Raw genomic sequence first — 25,458 nt, forward strand, 5'->3', positions numbered from 1 at the left:
ATAATTAAAATCAATAATCTCGATATATTATCATCAGTTTGCCAGAGTATCCCTTTAATAATAGCGGGACTCCGTTAACAGGTACTTTATTATCCAGCGAAAATGGCAAATCTGTCGTCTATGAAGGCATGAATAGAACAGATAAAAAAACAGAAAATAATTTGACGGGAGTATCCCCGCACCAGAACAGGGCACGGGGATAGATCAAACATGCGGTAAATTACAGCATGGTTCTGATATTAATTTCAGATGGAATGGTATGTCCCTGCCAGTAGAGCTCCGCAGCAATCTTAGCCGCGACCTGACGATACAACTCACTGAATTCACTAGCCGGATTTGAAATCACTGTTGGTTGACCGCGATCCAGATCTTCACGAATAGTGATATGTAGCGGTAATTGGCCTAACAGTTGACTACCGTGTTTAGCAATCAGCTTCTCTGCGCCGCCGGTACCGAAAATAGCTTCCTGATGACCACAATTACTGCAAATATGAATACTCATATTTTCAACAATGCCCAGCACCGGAACGTGAACCTTTTCAAACATCACTAACCCTTTCATTGCATCCACTAATGCAACATCCTGCGGGGTAGTCACGATAACCGCTCCCGTCACTGGAATATTCTGCGACAGAGTCAGTTGAATATCACCGGTTCCCGGCGGCATATCAATCACCAGATAGTCTAAATCAGGCCATAAGGTATCCTGCAACAGTTGCAGCAATGCTTTGCTGGCCATTGGGCCACGCCATACCATAGCGTTACCATCTTCTACCAGATAACCAATAGAGTTGGTTGCCAGACCATGGGCCATAATAGGTGCCATATGCTCGCCATCCGGCGAAGTTGGGCGCTCATTAGCCGTACCTAACATGGTTGGAATCGAAGGGCCATAAATGTCAGCATCAAGAATGCCAACTTTTACACCTTCGGCTGCCAGCGCTAGTGCCAGGTTCACTGCGGTACTGGATTTACCCACGCCACCTTTACCTGAGCTCACAGCAATAATATTTTTTACGCCTTTCACTCCAGCCTGATCGTTAGCACGTTTTAGAGTGACAACATTATTTTGCAGACGCCATTCAACAGAAGCGGCACCTGTGGCTTTAATCAGCTCAGCACTTTTTTCCGTTTTTAACGCTTCAAACCCGGTTTTCCAGGCAAACGGCATGTGCAATTCGATATGTAATACGTTATCTAACATTGCGCAGTGATGAAGAGCTTTAAGCTGGCTCAAATTTTTCTTTAGTGTTGGATGGGTGAACGTAGCGAGCAGCGCTGTAACCTGTTGGTTTAATGCTTCTGGCGTCACTGACCCTTGGGATTGTTGATTCATCCCTACTCCTCTTTATTATCAGCTAGTTTTACGACAAACATGGCGATACATGTATGGCGACTCATACTGCCTATTAGCATAACAGATGACGAATAAAAACACGTAACCTTGTTCTGCGATTGCCCCCTTCAATAAAGTGTTTCATCCATAAAAAGGAAGCGATGCCTGTGCTCAATCAAAAATTATCGTCATCAGAAGGAAATAGCACCTAGCCGAGTGTGATTCAATCAGTTAACATCAATGGTTCCCATTCATTCCACTTAACAAAAGATAAGACACTAACTATGGCTCAAGTCGCGAAAAAAATACTGGTGACCTGTGCGCTACCATACGCAAACGGTTCAATTCATCTCGGTCATATTCTCGAGCATATTCAGGCAGATATTTGGGTCCGTTATCAGCGAATGCGTGGACACCAGGTTAACTTTATCTGTGCTGATGATGCCCATGGCACACCAATCATGCTGAAAGCTCAGCAGCTTGGTGTTACCCCAGAGAGCATGATTGATGAGATGAGTCGTGAACACCAGAAGGATTTCGCAGGCTTCTCCATTAGTTACGATAACTATCATTCCACGCACAGTGAAGAGAACCGTGAGTTATCCGAGCTTATCTATGGCCGGTTAAAATCTAACGGTTTTATTAAGAATCGCACTATTTCTCAGCTGTACGACCCTGAGAAATCGATGTTTCTACCAGACCGCTTTGTAAAAGGCACCTGCCCAAGATGTAAAGCACCAGACCAGTACGGTGATAACTGTGAAGTTTGTGGTGCCACTTACAGCCCTACAGAGCTGATCAATCCACGTTCTGTAGTTTCTGGAGCAACACCAGAAATGCGTGAAACTGAGCACTTCTTCTTTGATTTGCCCGCATTTCAGGAAATGTTACAGGCCTGGACCCGCTCAGGTGCATTGCAGGAGCAAGTGGCTAACAAAATGCAGGAATGGTTCGATACCGGCTTACAACAGTGGGATATCACCCGTGATGCACCTTACTTCGGTTTCGAAATTCCGGATGCTCCGGGAAAATACTTCTACGTCTGGCTGGATGCGCCAATTGGCTACATGGGTTCATTTAAAAACCTGTGCAACAAGCGTGATGATTTAAGTTTTGATGAATACTGGCGTGAAGGCTCTGATGCCGAGCTTTATCACTTTATTGGCAAAGATATTGTTTACTTCCATAGCCTGTTCTGGCCGGCAATGCTGGAAGGCAGCCAGTTCCGTAAGCCAAGCAATCTGTTTGTACATGGTTATGTCACGGTTAACGGCGCCAAGATGTCTAAATCGCGCGGTACCTTTATTCAGGCCAGCACCTATCTGAAGCACTTAGATCCAGATTGCTTACGTTATTACTATGCGGCGAAACTCTCTTCTCGTATCGATGATATCGATCTCAATCTGGAAGATTTCGTTCAGCGGGTTAATGCCGATATCGTTAATAAAGTGGTTAACCTGGCATCCCGTAATGCCGGATTTATCAATAAGCGTTTTGATGGCCAATTATCCACCAAACTGGCTGATTCAGAGTTGTACCAAACCTTTATCCAATCGGCAAAAACCATTGCTGAATACTATGACCAACGTGAATTCAACAAAGCGATTCGCGAAATTATGGCGCTGGCCGATATTGCTAACCGTTACGTTGATGAACAAGCACCTTGGGTAGTAGCGAAAGAAGAAGGCCGGGATGAAGATCTCCAGCTGATTTGCTCCATGGGTATCAATATGTTCCGCGTATTGATGACCTATCTGAAGCCGGTTCTACCATCGCTAACTGAACGTGCAGAAGCGTTCCTGAACAAAGAACTTCATTGGGATGAAATTGAGCAACCGCTGTTAGGCCATAAAGTTAACGGATTCAAAGCGCTATTTAACCGTATTGATAGTGATAAGGTTGATGCAATGGTTGAATCATCCAAAGCCGACCTACAGGCTATGCAGTCTGGTGCGCCAAAAGCAGCAGTCACAGGTCCGTTAGCCGATGAGCCGATTGCTGAAACCATTACATTTGATGATTTTGCTAAGGTTGATTTACGTATCGCGCTGATCAAGCAGGCTGAAGAAGTGGAAGGCTCAGACAAGTTATTGCGTCTGACACTGGATCTGGGCGGTGAAATTCGTCAGGTATTCTCTGGTATTAAGAGCGCTTATCCAGATCCGAAAGCCCTTGAAGGCCGTCTGACGGTGATGGTGGCTAATCTGGCTCCAAGAAAGATGCGTTTTGGCGTGTCAGAAGGCATGGTGATGGCAGCGGGCCCTGGCGGTAACGATATCTTCCTGTTAACGCCGGATAGCGGTGCTCAACCGGGAATGTCGGTTAAGTAACTTTTTTCAGTGTAAAAATAAGGGCTATGAAATTTCATAGCCCTTATTATTTCTACATTCGCTTTAGAGAGTATTTCGACCGTAAATACAAATTGCCCATTTCATTCTCTACCCGGTTGGAAGATCCGGAGTATTCGGTATTTGAACTCTCAGTTAAGCTGTAACATCAGAATGAATAATCTGCAGCGACAAAGTAGCGACGACCTTCTTCGTTATAACTGTAAATATCCCGATCCAACTCTTTATCTAACAGGTTTAATACTCCTGCTCGTAGTTTCAGGTTTTTAGTTGCCTGATATGCTCCCCCGGTGTTCCAGACCACATAACCACCCGGAGTAGATACCGCGGGTGTAATGGAACGTTGCTTGCCGGTATAGTTAGCTGAAGCATAGAAAGACCAGTCATCAGTTGGTTTCCAGTCCAGCGTGCCGTTTGCAGTATGGAATGGACGCTCTTTCAATGGCTTATTGCCACCATCACTTAAGTCACGAGCATCGTTATAGGTATAATTTAACCGTACTTTCCAGGCATCATTAATTGGAACGGCTACCTCGGTTTCAACCCCACGAACCCGCGCTTTATTCACGTTATAGTAAGCAAACATAGGTTTTCCCGTTGTTGGGTCAAAACCAATGAAGTTCGGATAATTGACAGCATCCCCCTTATTAGCAGTACGTGTTATGTTAATCATATCTTCAATATTATTTTCAAATACCGTAATGCTGCCGCTTACACCATCCAGAATACCTTCATCACCAGCGTAATACACACCAAGCTCATAGTTCTCACTGGTTTCCGGTTTCAGGTCTGGCGTTCCCGAAATAATACATGACCCTCTACAAGAATTAGACTGCCAGTCCGGACTTAGCTGTAACAGTGAAGGCGCTTTGAAGGCTTTTGCCCAACCACCCTTTAAGGTTACGGTATTAGTTGCGTTATATACCAGATAGGCTCTTGGGCTCCAGTGGTCACCATAATCTTCATGGTCATCGACTCGGGTACCTGCGGTTAGTGCCAGATTATCAAAAATACGCCATTCATCTTCCAGGAACAATGCATGCTGCTTGGTAGAGGTGGAACCACTTCCCTGCAGGTTTACCGGATCCTTTAACTCATCACGACGTAATTCACCACCAAAGGTCATAGTTTGATTAATAACGTCAATTGGCAGAATAAATTTGCCATCCAGCGAGTTGCTTTCCGATGTCAGTTTCTGTGTAGTGTAGTTATCAATTTTTTCGCCATAAAAACGTACTTCTGAGTTGGCAAATCCCCATCGACCATTGTGCGAAAGTCCATAGTTTTGACGTTCAAGACGAGTCTTATCCAGCGAGTCTGACTCTCTGTCCTGACGGTCAAAACCGTAGTTCATCAGAAACTCATGGTCATCGTTTGGTGTGACAGAGAATTCAATATTACCATCACGACTGTTGTAGCCTTCAATAGCCCCGGTTGTTCCGGTGGCACTGGTTGCCGACTTATTTGGCTTATCCTTATCCCGGTGAGCAAAATTACCATAGGTCTTCACCGATAGCTGATCGTCAATCAAAGGCCCACTGGCATAAAGACTGGTATTAAAACTGTCACGTTTATCCCGGTTTTCCTGAATGGTGCTATCGACACTAACCGAACCGGTCCAGCTCTTTTTCACCTTCTTGGTAATGATATTAACTACTCCCCCCAGAGCATCAGAACCATACAGAGAAGACATCGGTCCTCGCACCACTTCAATACGCTCAATCGCATTAACCGGGACCCAGCTCAAGTCATAATCGTTATGGCGAAACACCGCATTGCGGGAGTTGACGCGTTTACCGTCAACCAGAATTAGCGTATAGCCGCTGTCCAGCCCACGAATACTGACGCCTTTACGGTTATCTCCTTCATTAGTTAACTGAATGCCCGGTACTTCCTGCAAAATATCTTTCAGGTTTTGAACCGGTTTCTTTTGTAAATCCTCGCCAGTAATAACACTAATACTGGCTGGTGCATCTTTGATGTTCTGCTCCACTGCTGAAGCCGTTACTACCATGGTGTCACCCACCGCAGCCAACGCTGAAGTACTGGTAAATATAATTGGTACGAATATCCCTGCCCGAATAATTGGATTAAGCACTAACCTGGTCATCTAAGTCCCCTGCCATTGGTTATGAAAATAATTTTTTATAATGATTATTATTTACAGTTAGAATTAAATGCTCACTATTCCAGAAAAACCCTATCACTATCATATCCATCAAAATCCTATGGCTATTTATATCCATTTATTTCAAAAATACGATGTGATTAATGGGGGTAACACATTAAAACAAATGATAATCATTATCAATAAAATGATACAAAAAAATACATTTAAATTAACATTATTAATACTAAGGGATTAGAGAGACTGGCGAAGATCCAAGAGATTATGCTGTAAAAAAGCCGTGATAATTATCACGGCTTTTAATATTTAACGCGTTGCTTTATCAGAATGAAGCAGTTATAGAAGCTTAGTAAGTTCTTCCCGGAACATAATAGTTGTTACCGGATGAGGCACTTCCTGATGGTTCAGAAGAGACGGGATCTTTATCAAACAGGTTATCGATACCAGCATTAAATCGGAAATTCTTGGTAATCTTATATTGGCCTGACAGACCATAAAGCGTATAAGAGTTTCTGATACGCGCCGTTGCAGTACTACCACGAGACTCCTGATCGGCTTTATTGTTTAAGCCTAACATTTTTCCGTAATAATGAGCGCTGAATGAGAAATCAAGATCTTGCGTTACGCTCCAGTCCAACGATGAATAGCTGGTAAATTTAGGGGTAGTGACCAGCATTACACCCTGATCGTCCTCAGCCTTAATCATACGAGTATAGTTATTACGTAAGGTTAGCTTTTGCAGGAACTGACCTTTTGGTTCGCTGATTAGAGGTATATTCAAATTACCTTCAATACCCTGAGTTCTGGCAGAATCCAGGTTCACTCGCTCTAACCAGTAACGGCCCGATCTATCCCCAGTGATATAACCAATGGGTGCTGTCGCCAGTTTGTTTTTAAAGCGACTATCGAAGAAGGTAATGCCTGCATCCCATCCTTCATAATTGAATAATGCCCCTACTTCCCAGTTTTCGGAAGTTTCAGGCTTCAGGTTACCATTACTGACAATATAGCAACCACCACCGGTATAGTCTGCATAGCCGTTACAACCAGCACCTTTTGATTCTTCAACAAAGCCCGGGCTGGCCTGGCGTATAGTTGGTGCTTTGAAGCCTTCTGAATATCCACCTTTCAGTGTTAAATAATCATTAGCCTGATAAACCAGATAGGCTCTTGGTGTGGTTTGATCGCCATATTCGGTATCATCATAACGAACCCCCAGCGTTAACGTCAGATCGTCTAATAAGCCAATCTGATCCTCAACGAATACCCCTTTACTGGTTGCCTCACCGGTATGTTTACCATAAGAAGCGGCAGCATACTTATTGGTACCCATCGATCTTGGGTTGTTGAGTTCCTCTTTCATCCATTGACCACCAATGGTGACGTTATGTGGTAACCAGAGCTCGAAAGGTAGATTGATATCCCCTTCAATAATCTTATCTTTACCTTGGATTTTGGTATCTTCAGTCCCTACCAGTGTTCCCCCTGAAATCACCGGCACATCGCTGGCTGAGTTTTTATATTTATTCTCATAAGCGGTTAATCTGACGCTACCAAAATCAAATAGTCCACGATAAGCAGCGGAATAGTTTTCACGTTCCAGCTTGGAAATACCACGCAGCCCAACTTCATCACCATCAAGGGTTTCACCAGGAATACCCTCTTCTGTTCCCTGTAATGTACCAATGCTTACCTGATGGTTATCAGTAATATCCCAGCTTAAGTCTGCGCCATAGTTATAACGTTTCTTACCTTCCTGACCGCTCCCCCAACGTAACGCACTGGTATCGGTTTTATCCGCATCGCGTTTATTCCATGAACCATTCATACGTAATGTAAAACCATTACCTAATGGACCACCAACGCTGCCAGTATAAGTAGTAGTCTCTCCACTTTTAGAATCTTCTGGCTGACGAGTTCCGATAGTTAAAGCCCCATTCCACTCTTTATTGTTCTTTTTAGTGATAATGTTAACCACCCCACCCATGGCATCAGAACCATACAGTGTAGACATTGGACCACGAACAATTTCAATACGTTCGATAGACTCAACCGGGATCCAGTTAATGTCATCGAAGTAGTTTTGTTGGGTTGTTTTTAAGCCGTTACTGGAGCCAATACGTTTTCCATCTACCAGTAACAATGTATAGGAAGCAGGCATACCGCGCAGTTGAATACCTGAACTAACGTCAGTGCCAATAGCTTTACTTACCCCTGCAACACGTTCAAGGATATCAGCAAGATCGGTTGATGCTGTGCCCATCTCTTTTTCTAACTGTTCAGAAGTCACAACAGAAATACTGGCTGGTGCATCCTTAAAGCGTTGTTCAACACCAGAGGCCGTCACTACCATAACATTACCACTATCATTTTCTTCAGCTACTGCCTGTGTAGCAGCCAACCCTAATAGCGGAAGACAAAACCCGGCATATTTTATTGGATTAAATTTAAATATGTTTGTGTTCATCCCTTCATCCATAAATGTAAAAGCAAATAAAAAAGAACGCTAATGATAATTAATACCATTAGCGTTCCGAAGGGATTAAGCTCTTTTTTGCGATCGCTATCTAACTTTTAACAAAAATATAAACAACTAACGCTTTCAATATATTGGATGTTCAACTAATCCATCAATTAATACCTGTGGACGCCCCTGAGAACAACGCTCAATACGACCACGAACACCATAGACTTGAGCCAGACTTTCAGGCGTGATCACTTCATCAGGTTTACCATCGGCAATAAGATTGCCATTTTGCAGCATTAAGACATGATCAGCATGGTGCAAAGCGATATTAATATCATGAACCACCACCACCGTGATGATATTACGTTTAACCGTCTCTTTGCGTACCAAATCCATAACATGAAATTGATAATTAAGATCCAGGGCGCTTAATGGCTCATCAAGCAGCAATAGCGAAGGTTGACGTATCAGAGATTGGGCCAAACCAACCAGCTGCTTCTGACCACCTGAAAGTTGATCCAGATAGCTCAATGCCAGATGAGAAATACCCAGTTGTTGCAATAATGCCATCACCTCTTCTTCGCCTTTTTCTGTATGACTACCACCGGAAGCTCTTTGAGCAACCACAATGGATTCCAACACATGCAGATGCACACCGGCAGGCAATGATTGAGGCAGATAAACTACGCTTTTGGCACGTTGAGAAAAAGGCTGCTTCATTAAATCCTGACCATCCAGCAGTAACTCACCGGTAGCATGATTCAAGCCAGCAAAAGAACGCAATAAGGTCGATTTTCCGCTGCCGTTAGGCCCTAACAGAACAGTGATTTCCCCTCTCGATAGCCCTGGAATCGAGAGATCGGTGATGATTTTTTTTCTCGGGTAACCCGCATTAAAGTGGTTCGCTTGTAAACCAGTCATCATACCTGCCCTCTGTGGCGCAAAATGATGCTCAGGAAGAACGGAACACCAACTAATGAAGTCACAATACCAACCGGAATAATCACGCCAGGAATCAGATTTTTAGAAGCTACAGAAGCCATCGACAATACCAGTGCACCAATTAAAGCACTGGCTGGTAAATAAAAACGATGATCTTCACCAAAAATTAGGCGGGCAATATGCGGAGCTACCAAACCGATAAATCCAATCGGCCCAACAAACGCCACTGCCAAAGCAGATAACATACTGATACGCAATAATGTCGTCAGTCGTAAACGACGAACATCAATACCAAAGCTAATTGCCCGGTCTTCACCCAATCTTAACGCCGTCAGTTTCCAGGCATTCATCATTGACCATGGGAATAGAACCAGGAATACCGCTAACAGAATGCCTAATTTGATCCAGGTTGCTCGCGCCAGGCTACCCATCGTCCAGAAAACCAGCCCCTGAAGCGTATCTTCAGAAGCGATAAACTGCATCATGGAAACCAATGCATTAAAGGTAAACACTAAAGCGATACCAAACAGCACTACGCCAGAAGTGGCAACCCTTGTCCAACGGGTTACCGCATCCAGCATAAATGCTGCCAGTAAGGCAAAAATGAACGCATTGGCAGAAATAAACCATTGAGGATCAATACCAGGGATACCAATTCCTAATACGATAGCCAGTGCAGCACCAAAGGCAGCCGCAGAAGAAACCCCTAAAGTAAAGGGACTGGCTAATGGGTTATTCAGGATGGTTTGCATTTCTGCCCCAGCCAGACCCAAAGCCATTCCGACCACTATTGCCATCAGGGCATAAGGCAGACGAATATCCCAAACGATGACCTGAGTTCCGGCATCAACCGTTTCAGAATGCCACAATGTTTGCCACAATTCTGCAATCGTGAGGCCCGAAGGCCCCATGATAAAATCAAGCACAAGTGATCCAATAATCGCCAGTAAAACAATGGCTAAAATCATCAGGCGCTTACGCAAAATGCGATGGTAACGACCCATTACACCCACTTCAGCCGGGGTATTAGCTTTTACTGCCGAACTGCTACTTATGCTCATTCAATGACAACCATTGCTGCTTTATAGATTATTTATTATTTTCACCTACAGCACCTACCCAGTAGGTACCTGTTGGCTCAATTGCCAGGAAGTCTTTATACAATGTCTTCATGGTCTCATTAGTATTAATATCTTTAAATTTCTCAGGATAGAACCACTTACCGAACTCCTGAATAGCCAATACATTATATGGTGAGTTATAGAAACTGTGCCAGATAGCGTAGGTTCTACCTTCTTTTACTGCAGGTAAGGTGTCAATACCCTTACGTTTTAATGCACTGTCCAGACTTGCGCGCGCTACATCATAGGAAACATCAGCACCCAGTTTAACTCCCGGTCCCTTGGCGTCAGCACCACGAGCACCGCTGGCAATATAAACATCCGGATTAGTCGCAATGATTTTTTCCAGATTAACGGTACCTAACGCACCCGGTAATAAATTTTTAGCGATATTAGCGCCACCGGCTAAATCAATAAAGTCGCCCATATTACCGTTTCCTGCCGTACCACAACAATCTTCTGCGGTAGCCGCTTTCAACTCAATAAAGACTTTTGGCTTTTGGTCTTCAGGAATATCTTTGGTGACATTGGTAATTTTCGCCACGTTATCCTGATAGAACTTAATATAGCGTTCCGCCTGCTCTTCCCGTTGCAATGCTTTGCCCAAAATACGCATGCTTGGCACCGTGTTTTTCAGCGGCGCAGTACGGAAATCAATGAATACAACGGGTACACCGGCTTTTTCCAACTGAGTAACCAGCTCACTACTGCGACCCGGACCATGACCAGATAAACCAAAGATAGCGACATCAGGCTTAAGTGTCAGAACCTTCTCCGGGCTGATACTTTCAGCGGTGGTGTTACCAATTAAAGGGATTTTATCAATCTCAGGGAATTTTGCTTTATAAGCAGCATAAGTATGAGGATCAAGCTTGCGGAAATCACCCTGCCAGCCAGCGATACGATCCAGTGGCTTATCACCTTCTAATAGTGCAACAGCATAAATTAAGCGGCCTTCACCCAGTAAAATACGATCGACCTTCTTGGGGAGCTCAACCTTACGGTCTGCTATATCGGTAATAGTTTCAGCCCATGCACCCGCACTCAATAACAGCGAACTTCCTAGTAATAAGGACACGCTAAAGCGTTTTGCCAGAGAATGATTAAGTTGCTTCATAGATGATGCCTCTTCCCTACAGATTCAAAGATGCAAACAATAATGCAAAAGAGAATGATTATCAATAATAAAAGCCATGGGGATGCCAAAAGGGAGAGATAAGTCATACATGATAGAGGCTTGGAGAATAATCTGGAGAAATTTATCGAAAGGTATCAAACTGAAATAACAAAGCCGGAAAACTTATATTATCAATTAGATGACAATACAGATTTTCCGGCCTTATCTGAAACGATCTTAGTATTCAGTAAAAACTAAATTTTTTCTTGTTGGTGAATACATTGAAATGTACTGCTGAGCCAGGCTCTTGGAAGAAGCCAGCTTACCGGCTTTACTCAGAGTTGGAGTCAGTTTTTCCATTACCATCTTCGCGGTACCGGCAATATCACTGTCACCATATTTAGCTACCGTCGCATACCAGGCGTACGCTTGCTGATCGTCTTTTGCAACGCCCTGACCTAAGTAATAAGAACCAGCCAGATTAAATTGAGCCTCAGTAACACCCTGATTAGCTGCTTTGGTATACCAGTAAACAGCTTGTTCCGGATCTTGTGGAACACCTTCACCGTGGGTATAAGCGGCACCCAGGTTATTCTGAGAGTTAGCAATACCTTGTTTGGCAGCCAGACTATCCCAATAAATGGATTGTTCGAGGTTAAACTCTACACCCTTACCATTTAAATAGGCGGAAGCGACTTCTCCCTGAGCACGAGCATTACCCTGCTCAGCTGCCTTTTTATACCAAATAAAGGCTTCATCGTAGTTAGGCATCATATCTATGCCATTTGCATACATATCCGCCAGTTGAAGCTGAGAATCAACATTACCACTGATTGCTGAAGACTTAATCCAACCCAGACCCTGTGCTTTTTCACCTGATGCGATAAGAATGTCACCCATCCGACGTTGAGCCATCTGATCGCCTGCATTTCCCTGCTTTTGAATCTGAGAAAGATATTGCTGCAGACCACCTAACATATTCTGTTGCGAAGGATCAATTGGCTGGCCGAATGCAGAAGATGCATCATCGTTTTGTTTTTTGTCGACGCAACCGGACACCATTAGTGTTAAAACGCTTAGAATCAATGCACAGTGATAACGTTTAATTAACATAGCTATTATTTCCTGTCTGCTTGCTCTAACAATAATGAGTAGATTTGGCCATCAATATGCTGACAGGTTCTGGCAAGTTTCGCCTGGTAAACGCTATCCATGACATTTACTGTATCTGGTCCTAATGTTGAACGCATAGCAAGATACTTGGTTGCCGTTTCCATGTTCGAGTCCATCATCATCTTGCTTTGATTATAGCTGTTAAAATCAAGCTTCTTTAATGTCTCCAAACGAACAAGGCATCCCTGAAAACGCTGGTTATACGACTGTTCGTTACTATTAGCCTGTTGGGTGTTCTTTTTTTCGAACTTCGCACAACCGTTGATGCTAATAAGGACCAGCCCTACTGCGGCCAACATCAATGTTCTTTTCATCAATCTGTTACCTTAAAAAATTGATTGCAGTTTTATAAATTATAGATGTATCGCATGATACAAACCAAGGTCGATCGCATATAACGCAAGCAATAAAAAATGAGTATCGCTAAACAACTTCAGATCGTTCTGGTTACATTAAATATACAAAACGAAAAGCAGCACAACCTCGCCAAAGCGAAACCTATCCAATCTTAGCACAGTTTAATATAACACCGTGAAAAGAGATATGAATATAGTATTCATCAAATAAGTTGATCACACTTTTGGAATTTTATTCCCAAAAGTAATAATACAACCTAATGACTATCTCTACTAAAAAGCGGCGTATAATACGCCGCTCTTAAATACAATGGTTAATATTTACTCTTCCCGAATTTCTGTTTTGGGAAAATCCATCTCTTTATAGCGGACAAATTTCGTTCTTTTAATTATTTTATATCCAAACCAAATTGCCAAAAACAGCGGAATACCTATATAGGTAGCGGCAACACCCGCCCAGTCAATATTGTCTTCCAGGAAAGCTTGGTAATTCTGCCCTAAAGTTATAATCAAACACAATACAAAAGCAAAAATTGGTCCTAATGGGAAGAAACCTGAGCGATATGGCAATGCATCCAATGAATGTCCTTGCGCAATATAACCGCGACGGAAGCGATAATGACTGATAGCAATACCTAACCAGGCAATAAAACCTGTCATTCCCGAAGTATTCAACAGCCATAAATAAACCTGCTGATTACCAAACATTGAGGTCAGGAAACAAAGTCCTGCCACAACCGTGGTGGCTATTAATGCATTACGCGGTACGCCACCAGAGGACAACTTAGCAAAAATCCTTGGTGCTTTACCTTCCGCAGCCAAAGCATACAGCATGCGAGTAGAAGCATACATACCCGAGTTACCAGCAGAAAGCACAGAAGTCAGAATAACCGCATTCATTACTGCCGCAGCAGATAACAGTCCTGCATGTTGGAATACCAGTGTAAACGGACTCACGCTAATATCCGTTTCATCATTGCGCAACAGGCTTGGGTCAGTATAAGGAATTAATACGCTGACAATCAGAATCGCGAAAATATAAAATAACAGAATACGCCAAAATACCTGACGCACAGCACGTGGAATATTACGCGCTGGATCGGCAGATTCACCCGCGGCAATACCAATCAGTTCGGTTCCCTGGAAAGAGAAGCCAACGATCATTGCCACACCAATCATCGCCGAGAAGCCACCAGCAAACGGTGCATCACCAATAGTCCAGTTATGCCAGCCTGAAGTTGGTCCACCTTTCATGATGCCAAAAATCATCAGCAAACCAAGACCAATAAAGATAACTACTGTCACCACTTTAATCAGAGCAAACCAGAACTCTGCTTCACCAAATCCTTTCACTGAAATGTAATTCAGTAAGAACATCAAGCTCAGAAACAGTGCACTCCAGATCCAACTTGGTAGCCCAAATGGCGTCTCAGGGAACCAATATTGCATCACTAATTGAGCAGCAACCAGGTCAACTGCAACAGTTACCGCCCAGTTATACCAATAGTTCCAACCCAGAGCGAAGCCAAAACCCGGCTCAACATATTTAGCACCATAAGTAGAGAATGAACCAGAAACCGGCATATAAGAGGCCAGTTCACCGAGACTGGTCATTAAGAAATAAACCATCAGGCCAATCAGCGCATAGGAAAGTAGTGCACCACCAGGACCTGCCTGAGCAATAGTCGCACCGGATGCCACAAACAAACCGGTACCGATCGAACCACCGACAGCAATCATTGTTAAATGACGCGCTTTCAGTACCCGACGCAATCCCGGCACGCTTTTTTCCTTTGAATCTTTTGTATCGACCAGAGCCATTCTTAACCTATTTATTTACTTGTCTGTTACTAAAAAGAGCGCGATTGTAGCAAAGGATAGATCGCGGGATAACATCAAACCTCTCAATATAAGATTCGTTCATAATTCTGAAGATCTTATTAGCAAAACCCTATAATGTACTTTTGATGTTTTTTTAATCAGATTGTTGAATCTCTGCCAGTATATGCGGCGCAACCCGGCAATAAGATAAGAAACGTAATAAGCTGGCAGAAATATGTTTCTGCCGGTGATAAATCAGATATAACCTGCGTTCAAGAGGAGCAAAAGGAATTTTCAATTCCACCAGAGTGCCGCTCTCCAACTGTTCTGCCACTACTCTACGTGACAGGCAACTGATGCCAATACCATGGCGAACCGCATGTTTAATCGCTTCAGAATTACCCAATTCCAAAATAGGTCGGGCCCCTGGTAAGTGTGACATCAGGTTATGTTCCAGCACATCCCGCGTACCTGAACCAGCCTCACGCAGTATCCACGGCGCTTTAATCAGGTCATCTACCGTCACGTTTTTTTGGGTTAATTCATGTCCTGCCGCGGCAAATACCACCAGCTCATCACTCATCCATGGGCGAGATATCAGTTCAGGGCTATGACACTGCCCTTCTATTAATCCCAAATCCGCACGAAAATCAGAGACCAGTTGAATAACTTCCCGACTATTCGCAACAATTAACTCCAGCGGTGTGGACTGAAAATCCTGACGATAAGTAGCAATCATCTCTGGCAGCATATAGTTGCCAATGGTGGTACTGGCTGCAATTCGCAGCGCGCCATCCTGCTGTTGAAAAAGCCGCTCAACCTCCATCGCTCTTTCCAGTAAAGAGAGCGCTTTAGGATAGAGCAATCGACCATTTTCATTTACCACCAGTCGCTTACCTACACGATCAAATAACGCGGCATCCAGCTGTTTTTCTAAATCAGCCAGCGCAGCACTCACCGCAGACTGTGACAATGCTAAAACGGAGGAAGCTTGTGTAGTTGAGCCACTTTTTACCACTTCGACAAATATCTCAAGCTGACGCAATGTGATGTGCATTGCTACTCCTTACCACTTATTTCGATTAGTTATAAATATATAATCAATTTCTCTTTTATAGCCAATTACTTTATTTTTGTAAGCCTATTCACTACCAGTCGGGTCGTCATATATGCAACAGAGTCATTTAGCTACGGTAAAACCATCATTGTTTAAATCAGCAACCCCATTGTTGCCAGGTTTATTACTGACCGGTGCCATCACTTTACTCTCTATATATGCAGCAAACCAACCCGCAGTAGCCCAATTGGGACTGAGTGCTTTAACGCTAGCTATTGTAATTGGTATGGTATTAGGTAACCTGGTCTATCCGGCAATCTCTTCTGTTTGTGACGCCGGTGTGCATCTGGCAAAACAAAAATTATTGCGACTGGGTATCATTTTATATGGCTTTCGTCTGACCTTTCAGCAAATCGCTGATGTCGGCACCAGTGGTATTATTATTGATGCCCTCACACTAATTTCCACTTTCTTTCTGGCCTGTTGGGCGGGGAAACATCTTTTTGGTCTGGACAAACAAACCACCCTGCTAATTGGTGCTGGTAGTAGTATTTGTGGTGCCGCAGCTATTATGGCGGCAGACCCTGTTGTTAAATCAGAATCCAGTAAAGTCGCTGTTGCAGTAGCTACAGTAGTGATCTTTGGCACGATCGCTATGTTTCTTTACCCATGGCTGTACCAGTTAGAAATGAAATTTCACCTGTTGGGATTTTCTGATAACGACTTTGGTATCTATATTGGTTCTACGGTTCATGAAGTGGCTCAGGTTGTGGCTGCCGGCCGTGCTATATCTGACGATGCGGGCAACAGCGCAGTCATTGTCAAAATGATCCGCGTTATGATGCTGGCTCCTTTCTTATTATTACTCTCTGGCTATCTTAATCGCAGTGAGAAAAACGACTCATCACAGGGTTCACAAAAAAGCGCTATTGTCATTCCCTGGTTTGCCGTGTTGTTTATTGTGGTTGCCGGATTTAACTCTCTGGATTTGCTTCCTCATGTCGCAGTAAAAACGCTCATCGATCTGGATACTATTTTGCTTTCGATGGCAATGGCAGCACTGGGGCTTACCACTCACATCAGCGCTATTCGTCAGGCAGGAATCAAACCGTTATTACTTGCCACGCTGCTATTTGTCTGGCTGATTGCGGGGGGAGCTCTGATTAATCTTGCTGTTCACCAGTTTGGTCTTTAGTAGATTGTCCGTTTACTATTAACGTTAATTATTTGTTAATAGATGTTGCCACCCAAAGTGTGAGATAATGTTGGCTGGCAATACAGGAGAATATATATGAAGTTTGTTGGCGCACATGTTAGTGCATCTGGTGGATTAGATCAGGCAGTTATCCGGGCCCATGAGCTTGAAGCAACAGCTTTCGCGCTGTTTACCAAAAACCAGCGCCAGTGGCGAGCAGCTCCACTAACCGAAGAGGTGATATCTGATTTTCGCCGTGCCTGCGAACAGTATCATTACAGCTCAGCTCAAATTTTACCTCATGACAGTTATCTGATTAACCTCGGTCACCCGGTAGAAGAAGCCTTGCAGAAATCCCGGGATGCTTTCATTGACGAAATGGAACGCTGCCAACAATTAGGGCTAACACTGCTGAACTTTCACCCCGGCAGCCACCTGATGCAAATCGACGAAGATGAGTGCCTTAAACGCATTGCTGAATCTATTAATATCGCGTTAGACAGAACCCAAAACGTTGTTGCCGTGATAGAAAACACCGCAGGTCAGGGAAGTAACTTAGGCTTTAAGTTTGAACATCTGGCCGCCATTATTAATGATGTTGAAGATAAAACTCGGGTTGGTGTCTGTATTGATACGTGCCATGCCTTTGCGGCAGGTTACGACCTGCGTACTGAAGAAGATTGTGAGAAGACCTTTACTCGCTTCAGCGATATCGTTGGATTTAATTATCTACGCGGTATGCACTTAAATGATGCTAAAAGCGAGTTCGGTAGCCGGGTTGACCGCCATAACAGCCTGGGTGAAGGTAATATTGGCAAAACCGTTTTCAGCTATATTATGCGCGACGAACGTTTTGACAATATTCCACTGATTCTGGAAACCATCAATCCGGATATCTGGAAAGATGAAATAGCCTGGTTAAAGAGCCAGCAGAAAGTAGCTGAGGCTGTTTGAACTAAGTACTCATCAAATTAGTAACAAAGTCTACCCGTTTAGCTTTAGATCTTAAAATAGCTCACTGGAGGGAGAGACCGCCGTTGGGGTCGTAGCAGCTTTAGCTGCCAGAGCGCCCCTAGGCGGGCTAGGCCCGACACACTCTGTAGCTGAGTACAAATGGTCTTCCGGTCGAGCACAAAGTCAATATAAGCTTCTCTGATTTTACGACCGGAATATGCATAAATGCCGATTCACCAAATTTGCCAACAGTTCGATATAACTTATTTAATCGGTATCATCAATTAAACGGTTTCAACTCAACCTGCGACATCATCGATGCCAGTTGCATTCTATCTTTAATACCTACATTACTCTGGCTCACCGCCAGCACTGCGACCGCCGTCGCTAACCGCAAAGTATGTTCGCTGGATTCACGCATCAACAGGCCATAAATCAAACCACCAACCATGGAATCGCCTGCACCTACTGTGCTCACCACCTCACAAACTGGTGGTTTTGCCAGCCAGGCACCAGAAGCATTAACCCACAATGCCCCTTCCACACCCAAAGATATCACCACGTGAGCGATACCATCTTCACGCAATGCATGGGCTGCTTCTACCACATCTTCTAATGTTGGCAGTGGACGCCCCATCCAGATTTCCAGCTCACGGCGGTTAGGTTTAACTAACCACGGAGATGCTTTCAGTCCGGCAGCAAAAGCCTCCCGACTACTGTCAAAAATAATACATGGGCAGACGCTGCGTAATTGGCGCATCCAGTCACTAAATGATTCAGGATCGACACCTGCGGGTAAACTACCGCTCACCGCAACCATATCGAATTGTCCCAGCCATGATAGGGAATCAGCCATAAAACGCTGCCAGTCATTCTGGCAAACTTCAAAACCAGAAAAATTGAAATCAGTGACTTCATTGCTGGCTTCGGTCAGTTTAACGTTAATACGAGTACGGCCCGGAACCACCTGAAAGCGGTTAGCAATACCGAGCTCACTGAACAGTTGCTGAAAACCATCCTGATTCTCTTTGCCAAGAAATCCACCAACGGTGACATCAATACCCAGATCTTTCAGTACTTTTGCTACGTTAATGCCTTTACCGGCTGCATGTAACCCTGCCGTCCTGACCCGGTTAACTTCACCCAAAACGATATCTGGGCAATAGCCAACTAAGTCATAAGCCGGGTTCAAGGTTATGGTTGCTACGCGTCTGTTCATCTATTTCTTCTTTTTTTGCTTCTGTTACGCTTTTCAACACCGTCAGAAAAGCAAAAAACGCAGATGCGTTTCCCTGTTTCCGGCTGGTGGATCGTTTCAGGTGATTCTAGCGCTATTTTTGCTCAATTGCTCTATTATTCCCCGAATATTTGAGACTCTTGATGCAAAATGCTTCAGATAACAACTAGGGAGAGGTGAGAATTTCCAACTGTTGTAAATAACGTAGCGCCTCATTTCGATTAGAAAAACACATATCTTCACGGGGCTTTAGTTGTGCGCATACTTTGGGGCGATCGGGGTGGTGAAAAATTTTGCAGAGAAAAGATTCATCAAGATGAATACAGGGAACATCCGCCGGTTTGCCGTCTGGCATGCCGGGAATAGGACTGGATATTGATAATCCGATACAGCATGCTCCGCAACCCTTGCGACATTCCATCTTAACGATCCGCGATCAACGATTCTGGTGCCTGACCATAGCAGTACGCTGTAACGATAACCAGCTATTTACCACGGCATCGACAAAAATAGTTCTTTTCCCAATAACTGCCCTTCACCTGCACCTCTGACTTATGAAGAAATAGTTGTTTACAAAAGCATACAAGTACGTATCATTCGACTAGTACGGAAATATAACCCAATCAGGAAAGCATATACATGTCCCAAACAACGCCAATTAAACGCCCTTCTGTATTCGGTGGCGCGATGATTATTGCCGGAACCGCTGTCGGTGCCGGTATGTTCTCTATACCTATCGTCACTTCTGGCGTTTGGTTCAGTGGTTCAACCCTGATGCTGGTTTATACCTGGTTTTGTATGTTTATGTCCGGACTGATGCTACTGGAAGCTAACCTCAACTATCCGGTTGGTTCCAGTTTTCATACTATGGTAAAAGGCCTGTTAGGTAATATCTGGAATAGCATTAATGGCCTGTCAGTTGCATTTGTTCTTTATATTCTGACCTATGCCTACATCTCTGCCGGTGGTTCCATAATCAGCCATACATTAACTTCTGTATTTAGCATCAACCAGACCATGGCCGGATTACTGTTTGCTATTCTGGTAGCCTTTATTGTTTGGTTATCCACCAAAGCCGTTGACCGCATCAATACTATTTTGATTGGTGGCATGGTGATCACCTTCGTTTTCTCTGTCAGTGATATGTTTGCTCAGGTTCAACCAGAAATTCTGTTTAACCGCAATGAGAGTAATGCCGAATATCTGCCTTATGCATTAGCTGCATTCCCTTATTTGCTGGCATCATTTGGTTATCATGGCAACATTCCAGGGCTGGCCAAATACTACCATCAGGATGCAAAATCCGTAGTGCGCAGCCTGTTGATTGGTACTCTTATTGCATTGGTTATCTATCTGTTATGGCAGTACGTTATTCAGGGCAATATCCCTCGCGCAGGCTTTAAACAGGTCATTGCTGAAGGCGGAAACATTGGTAACCTGTTAGCCCAGCTTGATAATGGTGTTGTTACCCCATTAGTGAAACAGCTATTAAATGCCTTCTCTTATATGGCACTAGCCAGCTCATTCCTTGGTGTTTCCCTTGGCTTGCTGGATTACATTGCTGACTTCTTTAAATTTGAAGATACTCCAGTCGGTCGCACTAAATCCGCTCTGGTGACATTTGTACCACCAACGGTAGCTGCTCTGTTATTCCCTGATGGCTTCCTGTACGCCATCGGTTTTGCCGGCCTGGCGGCCACCATTTGGGCGGTTATCGTACCGGCTATGTTGGCACACGCCAGCCGCAAAAAATTCCCTCAGGCGACTTACCATGCCCCTGGTGGCAGTTTCATGATTTATTTCGTTATTTTGTTTGGCCTGATAAACATTGTGGCTCACGTAGCCTCAACCCTAAACCTGCTTCCGGTTTACAAATAACCTCCTGCTGGCATCAGAAACAACAGTGCCGTTTCTGATGCCTTTTCTTCCCTCACGATTTTTTTTCTCTTACGATGAATTCTGCTTGCCTGTTTTACCCGTCACGAGTAATTTGTCGCCAGTCATTTAATCAGTGAGAACAGGTCATTTTTATGCCAAAAGCTAATGAGATAAAACGCGGTATGGCTGTTAACCACAACGGTAAAATGTTGCTGGTACGTGATATTGAAGTACAGAGTCCAAGTGCACGTGGTGCCAGTACCCTGTATAAAATGCGCTTTTCCGATATTGTTACCGGATTGAAAGTTGAAGAGCGTTTTAAAGGCGATGATATTATTGAAGAAATCAACCTGAGCCGTCGTCAGGTTACCTTTTCTTATATTGATGGTGACGAATATGTCTTTATGGATAATGAAGACTATACGCCTTATATCTTCAAGCAAGAGCAGATTGAAGAAGAGCTTCTGTTTATCCCGGAAGGTGGTATGCCTGGCATTCAGGTATTAACCGTTGAAGGACGTGTAATTGCCCTGGAATTACCACAAACCGTTGATATGGAAATTATTGAAACGGCTCCGGGTATCAAAGGTGCATCAGCCAGTGCGCGTAACAAACCTGCCACCATGAGTACCGGATTAGTGATTCAGGTACCAGAATATCTGGACTCTGGAGAAAAAATTCGCATCCATATTCCTGAGCGTCGTTATATGGGCCGGGCAGACTAACAGAGCAACAATAACGCCATCACCTTTCAGTGATGGCGTTATTCAATTCAAATCCATAAGATAAATCTTGAGTAACTGGCTAATATTATTAGTTATACTCAATTTCCGTTACGGCTAATCCTTTCGGCTTATCAATCCAGCGAAAACTCATTTTATTGTTACCATTAGCCGGCATCAACATAGCACTTTGCCCGATATTGCCAATTGGTAAATGACTTTTCACTATCCGATTATCGCGATTGCAGCTTTGAACAACCTCAGTTCGGTTGTTAGAAAGCTGGCATCCTTCTTCTACTATTGCACCTGTAAAAATAATGCGACCACCGTCACTTGCAGATGCCATTGATAACGACGCTGTCCATGCAATCAATAACCAACCTGCTTTTGCTAAAAACCAGTGTTGATATTTCATACACAATATCTCCAGTCTCATGTTTATTTATCATGAACCTTTAGCCGTTATCTCCCCACCGTATATTATTCATATCCATTCGATACCAAAGAGCCCTGCTTATATCGACGATTAGCGATGTGTTATGCTTTACAACGCCCGAACGGATAACAAGCAATTGAACATTTACGCTAATGCAAATGTTCTCCTATAACATATAGCTCCATTTGCTAATCCCTGCCTGCAATGTGTTAATAATCTCTCGATTATTTCATACACATTACTTATCATTCTTATCTATTCAATTTAGGGTATTTTCTCTGTGACAAACGTTAACCTGATTACTGGCTTTCTCGGCAGCGGCAAAACCACCACCATTCAACATTTACTCCGGCAAAAACCGGAAAATGAAAACTGGGCCATTCTGGTTAATGAATTTGGTGAAATTGGCATTGATGGAGCACTACTTGCTAATCGGGGTGCCACGCTAAAAGAGATCCCCGGCGGCTGTATGTGTTGTGTTAATGGATTGCCAATGCAGGTGGGTCTGAACATGTTATTAAAGCAGACTAAACCAGACCGTCTGCTGATCGAACCTACCGGACTGGGACATCCTAAACAAATTCTGAACCTGTTAACCTCTGAGGTTTATCAGCCTTTTCTGACGCTTCAAGCCACTTTCTGTCTGCTTGATGCCCGTCAGCTATCTGAGCCCCGCTACACAGAAAACGATAACTTTCGCGATCAGCTAGCCGCCGCCGATATTATTCTGGCGAGTAAATCTGATACCTATAGCCAGCAAGATCGTGATGCATTAACCCAATGGCATCATCAGGACTCGCTGAATCGCCCTCTGTATTTGATTGAGCAGGGAAAAATTGACAGTGCATTATTAAACACAGAACGCACTAATCAGCAATCTTTACCTGACAGTCCGCATCATCATAGTCACTCAAAACCTAACGGTTTGGCAGCATTAAATTTACCGGAAAATCAAGGGTGGCGACGGGCGCTAAATCAGGGACAAGGCTATACCAGTTGTGGTTGGATATTTGATGGGGAAACCTGTTTTTCAACTACAGAGTTGCTTGATTGGGTACGTCTCTCTCCTGTTGAGCGAGTTAAAGGCGTTATGCGTATCCCGGAAGGGACACTTATTTTTAACCGTCAGGGCTTCGATTTTAAAATTGAAACTCAACCTGTTGCGCCACTGGATAGTCGGGTAGAGCTAATCCATACCAGTGAGGCTCCATGGAATGAACTGCAAAGCTCATTACTAAAAGCACGAATTTAACATGTTGTAACAGACCATTTTTAGCACCAGATAGATTCTATGCTATTTGTTTAACAAAATTTTTAGTTGGTTAACTTTTGAAGGTATTTTGATGGGTTTGCGTAATCTCCCTACAATTTTGCTGTTAAATGTATTTGGAATAGGTTTATTTCTTTCCTGGTATCTACCAGAAAACCACGGTTTCTGGTTTTCAATTGATTCTTCTATTTTTCACTATTTTAACCAGCATCTGGCGACCGATAGCGGTTTCTTAAAACTGGTTGCTATCACCAATAATCGAGCCTTCGATAGTGTCTCGCTTCTGGCGATGGGGCTACTTTTCCTTTATTTCTTTGTGAAACAAGATATTGCTGGTAAACGTTGGATGATCATCATGGGTATCGTGATGCTCTTAACCGCCGTATTACTCAACCAGTCCGGTCGTTTATTACCGGTAGAACGTCCCAGCCCAACGTTAACCTTCACGGATATCAATCGGGTAAGTGAATTGTCTGGCATCCCAACGAAAGACTCCTCCAGAGATAGCTTCCCGGGAGACCACGGTTTGATGCTAATGATATTTGCCGCATTTATGTTGCGCTACTTTACCCGTTGGGCATTTTGCATCGCGGTTGGCTATGTAGTCATCTTCTCTTTACCCAGAATTATGGTTGGCGCTCATTGGTTTACCGATATTTATGTCGGAGCGTTAAGTATGGCTTGTGTTGGTTTAAGCTGGTGGTTATTAACCCCGGCCTGTGATGCAACAATCAATTTCATCAATCGATCGATCCCCGGTAAAGGCAAACCGGGAAATTAACACTATACTTAGGCCGGTAGCCATTTTGGTTGCCGGTTTAGCGGATCGTTAAGGATCGAAAAATGTGCTCTGGCACACTTTCCTGATAGAAAAAACTCGCAATCAACTAGCTAATCAAGTAGTCTTCCCAACGTTTGCGCGTGCTCATTGCGTACTATTGGCAATGTCAGGAGCCTGTTTTTGCTCTTTCTGCCAGTCAAAATTAGTATCTGACGCTTTATGCGGCAGATCATGTGAATAACTTTTTTATAACGACGGTGTCGTTAAGGACTATACGGGAATTCTACAAAAATGGTCAAATCTCAACCGATTCTGAGATACGTTCTACGATTGGCGCCTGCCGTAGCCGCAATCGTAATGTTATCTGGCTGTGGCACACTCTCCTCAACGGCTGAAGCATCTAATTCAAAGCATGCTCAGGCACAAAATGAGAGACAAGGACTGTCACTACAATCTACTCAGGATGAATTCGAATCCATGGTTAAGAACGTTGACATTAAGTCAAAGATTCTTAATCAATACGCAGGCTGGAAAGGTGTCCGTTACCGCATGGGCGGTACTAATAAAAGCGGCGTCGACTGTTCCAGTTTTGTTCAGATCACGTTTCGTGAGCAGTTTGGTTTAGCGCTTCCGCGTTCAACTTCAATGCAACAAAATGTAGGTCAGCAAATTAAGCGCGAAAAACTGCGCCCTGGCGATATCGTACTATTCCGTTCCGGCTCTACTGGCCGTCACGTTGGAATATATATTGGTAACGATAACTTTGTACACGCGTCCACCAGCAGTGGTGTGATGATTTCCAGCCTGAACGATAGATACTGGAATACGCGTTACCATCAGGCTCGCCGTATTCTGAGCAAAGGTTAATCCGCTATCAAAAACCTGAGCTGAATAAATATTCAGCTCAGGTTTTTGTCTATCTATTGTTCTACCCCTTTTTATTCTCTCTTTTGTGCCCCTCCCTTTTATCGCACACCTCAATAACATGCTATATACTAAAAGATAATTTGTATCATCTACTGTGAAACCGTCTGACTCACAAGCTAAATACTTCAGCGGCACAACTCATGGTCTCAATGTTGAGCAGAAATCTTTATGAATATGTTGCAGTCAAATCAA

The 25,458-nt window shown here is 43.8% G+C and carries 21 protein-coding genes; 8 read left to right on the forward strand and 13 right to left on the reverse strand.

The window, feature by feature from the left end:
* Positions 1–220 precede the first annotated feature (220 nt).
* Complete coding sequence (gene apbC, locus GOL65_RS05760) at positions 221–1,336, reverse strand: iron-sulfur cluster carrier protein ApbC (RefSeq protein WP_140919259.1); 1,116 nt, start codon at positions 1,334–1,336, stop codon at positions 221–223.
* A gap of 284 nt (positions 1,337–1,620) precedes the next feature.
* Between apbC and metG the strand changes: the two genes are divergently transcribed.
* A complete protein-coding gene (metG, locus tag GOL65_RS05765) occupies positions 1,621–3,666 on the forward strand; it encodes a methionine--tRNA ligase (protein ID WP_140919260.1) in 2,046 nt (681 codons plus the stop codon).
* 166 nt (positions 3,667–3,832) lie between these two features.
* Here metG and cirA read toward each other — a convergent pair whose 3' ends face one another.
* From cirA to yieE, 9 genes are all read right to left on the reverse strand, one after another.
* Positions 3,833–5,794, reverse strand: a complete 1,962-nt coding sequence (gene cirA, locus GOL65_RS05770) for a catecholate siderophore receptor CirA (RefSeq protein ID WP_140919261.1) — start codon at positions 5,792–5,794, stop codon at positions 3,833–3,835.
* A 364-nt stretch (positions 5,795–6,158) separates the two neighbouring features.
* Positions 6,159–8,279: a TonB-dependent receptor domain-containing protein gene (locus tag GOL65_RS05775; protein ID WP_228723062.1), complete on the reverse strand. Its 2,121-nt coding sequence runs from the start codon at positions 8,277–8,279 to the stop codon at positions 6,159–6,161.
* 135 nt (positions 8,280–8,414) lie between these two features.
* Positions 8,415–9,203, reverse strand: a complete 789-nt coding sequence (locus tag GOL65_RS05780; protein WP_140919263.1) for an ABC transporter ATP-binding protein — start codon at positions 9,201–9,203, stop codon at positions 8,415–8,417.
* The gene (locus GOL65_RS05785; RefSeq protein ID WP_140919264.1) at positions 9,200–10,282 is read right to left on the reverse strand and encodes a FecCD family ABC transporter permease; all 1,083 of its coding nucleotides are present in this window, start codon (positions 10,280–10,282) and stop codon (positions 9,200–9,202) included. The genes GOL65_RS05780 and GOL65_RS05785 overlap by 4 nt, the downstream gene beginning before the upstream one ends.
* A gap of 28 nt (positions 10,283–10,310) precedes the next feature.
* Positions 10,311–11,459 (reverse strand): ABC transporter substrate-binding protein, encoded by a 1,149-nt coding sequence (locus GOL65_RS05790; protein ID WP_140919265.1) that lies wholly within the window; start codon positions 11,457–11,459, stop codon positions 10,311–10,313.
* 237 nt (positions 11,460–11,696) lie between these two features.
* Entirely contained in the window at positions 11,697–12,572 is an 876-nt protein-coding gene (locus GOL65_RS05795) for a tetratricopeptide repeat protein (RefSeq protein WP_140919266.1), read from the reverse strand.
* Positions 12,573–12,577: 5 nt separating this feature from the next.
* Entirely contained in the window at positions 12,578–12,946 is a 369-nt protein-coding gene (locus GOL65_RS05800) for a hypothetical protein (protein WP_130590870.1), read from the reverse strand.
* A 363-nt stretch (positions 12,947–13,309) separates the two neighbouring features.
* Entirely contained in the window at positions 13,310–14,809 is a 1,500-nt protein-coding gene (locus GOL65_RS05805) for an amino acid permease (RefSeq protein ID WP_140919267.1), read from the reverse strand.
* A 154-nt stretch (positions 14,810–14,963) separates the two neighbouring features.
* On the reverse strand, positions 14,964–15,866 hold the full coding sequence (yieE, locus tag GOL65_RS05810; protein WP_140919268.1) for a DNA-binding transcriptional regulator YeiE: 903 nt from the start codon (positions 15,864–15,866) through the stop codon (positions 14,964–14,966).
* Positions 15,867–15,978: 112 nt separating this feature from the next.
* On the opposite strand from yieE, the gene GOL65_RS05815 reads away from it, so the two are divergent.
* Together GOL65_RS05815 and nfo are read left to right on the forward strand one after the other, a co-directional pair.
* Positions 15,979–17,061 (forward strand): YeiH family protein, encoded by a 1,083-nt coding sequence (locus GOL65_RS05815; RefSeq protein WP_140919269.1) that lies wholly within the window; start codon positions 15,979–15,981, stop codon positions 17,059–17,061.
* Between the two features lie 96 nt (positions 17,062–17,157).
* Positions 17,158–18,015 carry a deoxyribonuclease IV gene (gene nfo / locus GOL65_RS05820; protein ID WP_140919270.1) on the forward strand — a complete coding sequence of 286 codons (858 nt, stop codon included), beginning with the start codon at positions 17,158–17,160 and terminating at the stop codon, positions 18,013–18,015.
* 280 nt (positions 18,016–18,295) lie between these two features.
* Here the strand turns inward: nfo and fruK are convergent, their stop codons facing one another.
* Positions 18,296–19,234, reverse strand: coding sequence for a 1-phosphofructokinase (fruK, locus tag GOL65_RS05825; RefSeq protein WP_140919271.1), 939 nt, complete (start codon positions 19,232–19,234; stop codon positions 18,296–18,298).
* Positions 19,235–19,418: 184 nt separating this feature from the next.
* A complete protein-coding gene (locus tag GOL65_RS05830; protein ID WP_140919272.1) occupies positions 19,419–19,673 on the reverse strand; it encodes a YkgJ family cysteine cluster protein in 255 nt (84 codons plus the stop codon).
* Positions 19,674–19,891: 218 nt separating this feature from the next.
* Between GOL65_RS05830 and mtr the strand changes: the two genes are divergently transcribed.
* Both mtr and yeiP read left to right on the forward strand, forming a co-directional pair.
* Entirely contained in the window at positions 19,892–21,130 is a 1,239-nt protein-coding gene (gene mtr, locus GOL65_RS05835) for a tryptophan permease (RefSeq protein WP_140919273.1), read from the forward strand.
* Positions 21,131–21,282: 152 nt separating this feature from the next.
* On the forward strand, positions 21,283–21,855 hold the full coding sequence (gene yeiP, locus GOL65_RS05840) for an elongation factor P-like protein YeiP (RefSeq protein WP_140919274.1): 573 nt from the start codon (positions 21,283–21,285) through the stop codon (positions 21,853–21,855).
* Between the two features lie 88 nt (positions 21,856–21,943).
* On the opposite strand, the gene GOL65_RS05845 is transcribed toward yeiP, so the two are convergent.
* Complete coding sequence (locus GOL65_RS05845) at positions 21,944–22,267, reverse strand: type 1 fimbrial protein (RefSeq protein WP_140919275.1); 324 nt, start codon at positions 22,265–22,267, stop codon at positions 21,944–21,946.
* A gap of 301 nt (positions 22,268–22,568) precedes the next feature.
* Here GOL65_RS05845 and GOL65_RS05850 point away from each other — a divergent pair, with 301 nt between their 5' ends.
* From GOL65_RS05850 to mepS, 3 genes are all read left to right on the forward strand, one after another.
* Positions 22,569–23,540, forward strand: a complete 972-nt coding sequence (locus tag GOL65_RS05850) for a CobW family GTP-binding protein (RefSeq protein ID WP_140919276.1) — start codon at positions 22,569–22,571, stop codon at positions 23,538–23,540.
* 91 nt (positions 23,541–23,631) lie between these two features.
* Entirely contained in the window at positions 23,632–24,339 is a 708-nt protein-coding gene (locus GOL65_RS05855; RefSeq protein ID WP_140919277.1) for a phosphatase PAP2 family protein, read from the forward strand.
* Between the two features lie 291 nt (positions 24,340–24,630).
* Positions 24,631–25,206, forward strand: coding sequence for a bifunctional murein DD-endopeptidase/murein LD-carboxypeptidase (mepS, locus tag GOL65_RS05860; RefSeq protein ID WP_130590882.1), 576 nt, complete (start codon positions 24,631–24,633; stop codon positions 25,204–25,206).
* Positions 25,207–25,458: the final 252 nt, after the last annotated feature.

Origin of the sequence: Limnobaculum xujianqingii (assembly GCF_013394855.1) — a bacterium.
Classification (GTDB): domain Bacteria; phylum Pseudomonadota; class Gammaproteobacteria; order Enterobacterales; family Enterobacteriaceae; genus Limnobaculum; species Limnobaculum xujianqingii.

What these genes read in the sequence shown, in the direction of transcription:
- apbC (WP_140919259.1), bottom strand. Translation starts at nt 1,336, where the DNA reads ATGAATCAACAATCCCAAGGGTCAGTGACGCCAGAAGCATTAAACCAA.
- metG (WP_140919260.1), top strand. Translation starts at nt 1,621, where the DNA reads ATGGCTCAAGTCGCGAAAAAAATACTGGTGACCTGTGCGCTACCATAC.
- cirA (WP_140919261.1), bottom strand. Translation starts at nt 5,794, where the DNA reads ATGACCAGGTTAGTGCTTAATCCAATTATTCGGGCAGGGATATTCGTA.
- GOL65_RS05775 (WP_228723062.1), bottom strand. Translation starts at nt 8,279, where the DNA reads ATGAACACAAACATATTTAAATTTAATCCAATAAAATATGCCGGGTTT.
- GOL65_RS05780 (WP_140919263.1), bottom strand. Translation starts at nt 9,203, where the DNA reads ATGATGACTGGTTTACAAGCGAACCACTTTAATGCGGGTTACCCGAGA.
- GOL65_RS05785 (WP_140919264.1), bottom strand. Translation starts at nt 10,282, where the DNA reads ATGAGCATAAGTAGCAGTTCGGCAGTAAAAGCTAATACCCCGGCTGAA.
- GOL65_RS05790 (WP_140919265.1), bottom strand. Translation starts at nt 11,459, where the DNA reads ATGAAGCAACTTAATCATTCTCTGGCAAAACGCTTTAGCGTGTCCTTA.
- GOL65_RS05795 (WP_140919266.1), bottom strand. Translation starts at nt 12,572, where the DNA reads ATGTTAATTAAACGTTATCACTGTGCATTGATTCTAAGCGTTTTAACA.
- GOL65_RS05800 (WP_130590870.1), bottom strand. Translation starts at nt 12,946, where the DNA reads ATGAAAAGAACATTGATGTTGGCCGCAGTAGGGCTGGTCCTTATTAGC.
- GOL65_RS05805 (WP_140919267.1), bottom strand. Translation starts at nt 14,809, where the DNA reads ATGGCTCTGGTCGATACAAAAGATTCAAAGGAAAAAAGCGTGCCGGGA.
- yieE (WP_140919268.1), bottom strand. Translation starts at nt 15,866, where the DNA reads ATGCACATCACATTGCGTCAGCTTGAGATATTTGTCGAAGTGGTAAAA.
- GOL65_RS05815 (WP_140919269.1), top strand. Translation starts at nt 15,979, where the DNA reads ATGCAACAGAGTCATTTAGCTACGGTAAAACCATCATTGTTTAAATCA.
- nfo (WP_140919270.1), top strand. Translation starts at nt 17,158, where the DNA reads ATGAAGTTTGTTGGCGCACATGTTAGTGCATCTGGTGGATTAGATCAG.
- fruK (WP_140919271.1), bottom strand. Translation starts at nt 19,234, where the DNA reads ATGAACAGACGCGTAGCAACCATAACCTTGAACCCGGCTTATGACTTA.
- GOL65_RS05830 (WP_140919272.1), bottom strand. Translation starts at nt 19,673, where the DNA reads ATGGAATGTCGCAAGGGTTGCGGAGCATGCTGTATCGGATTATCAATA.
- mtr (WP_140919273.1), top strand. Translation starts at nt 19,892, where the DNA reads ATGTCCCAAACAACGCCAATTAAACGCCCTTCTGTATTCGGTGGCGCG.
- yeiP (WP_140919274.1), top strand. Translation starts at nt 21,283, where the DNA reads ATGCCAAAAGCTAATGAGATAAAACGCGGTATGGCTGTTAACCACAAC.
- GOL65_RS05845 (WP_140919275.1), bottom strand. Translation starts at nt 22,267, where the DNA reads ATGAAATATCAACACTGGTTTTTAGCAAAAGCAGGTTGGTTATTGATT.
- GOL65_RS05855 (WP_140919277.1), top strand. Translation starts at nt 23,632, where the DNA reads ATGGGTTTGCGTAATCTCCCTACAATTTTGCTGTTAAATGTATTTGGA.
- mepS (WP_130590882.1), top strand. Translation starts at nt 24,631, where the DNA reads ATGGTCAAATCTCAACCGATTCTGAGATACGTTCTACGATTGGCGCCT.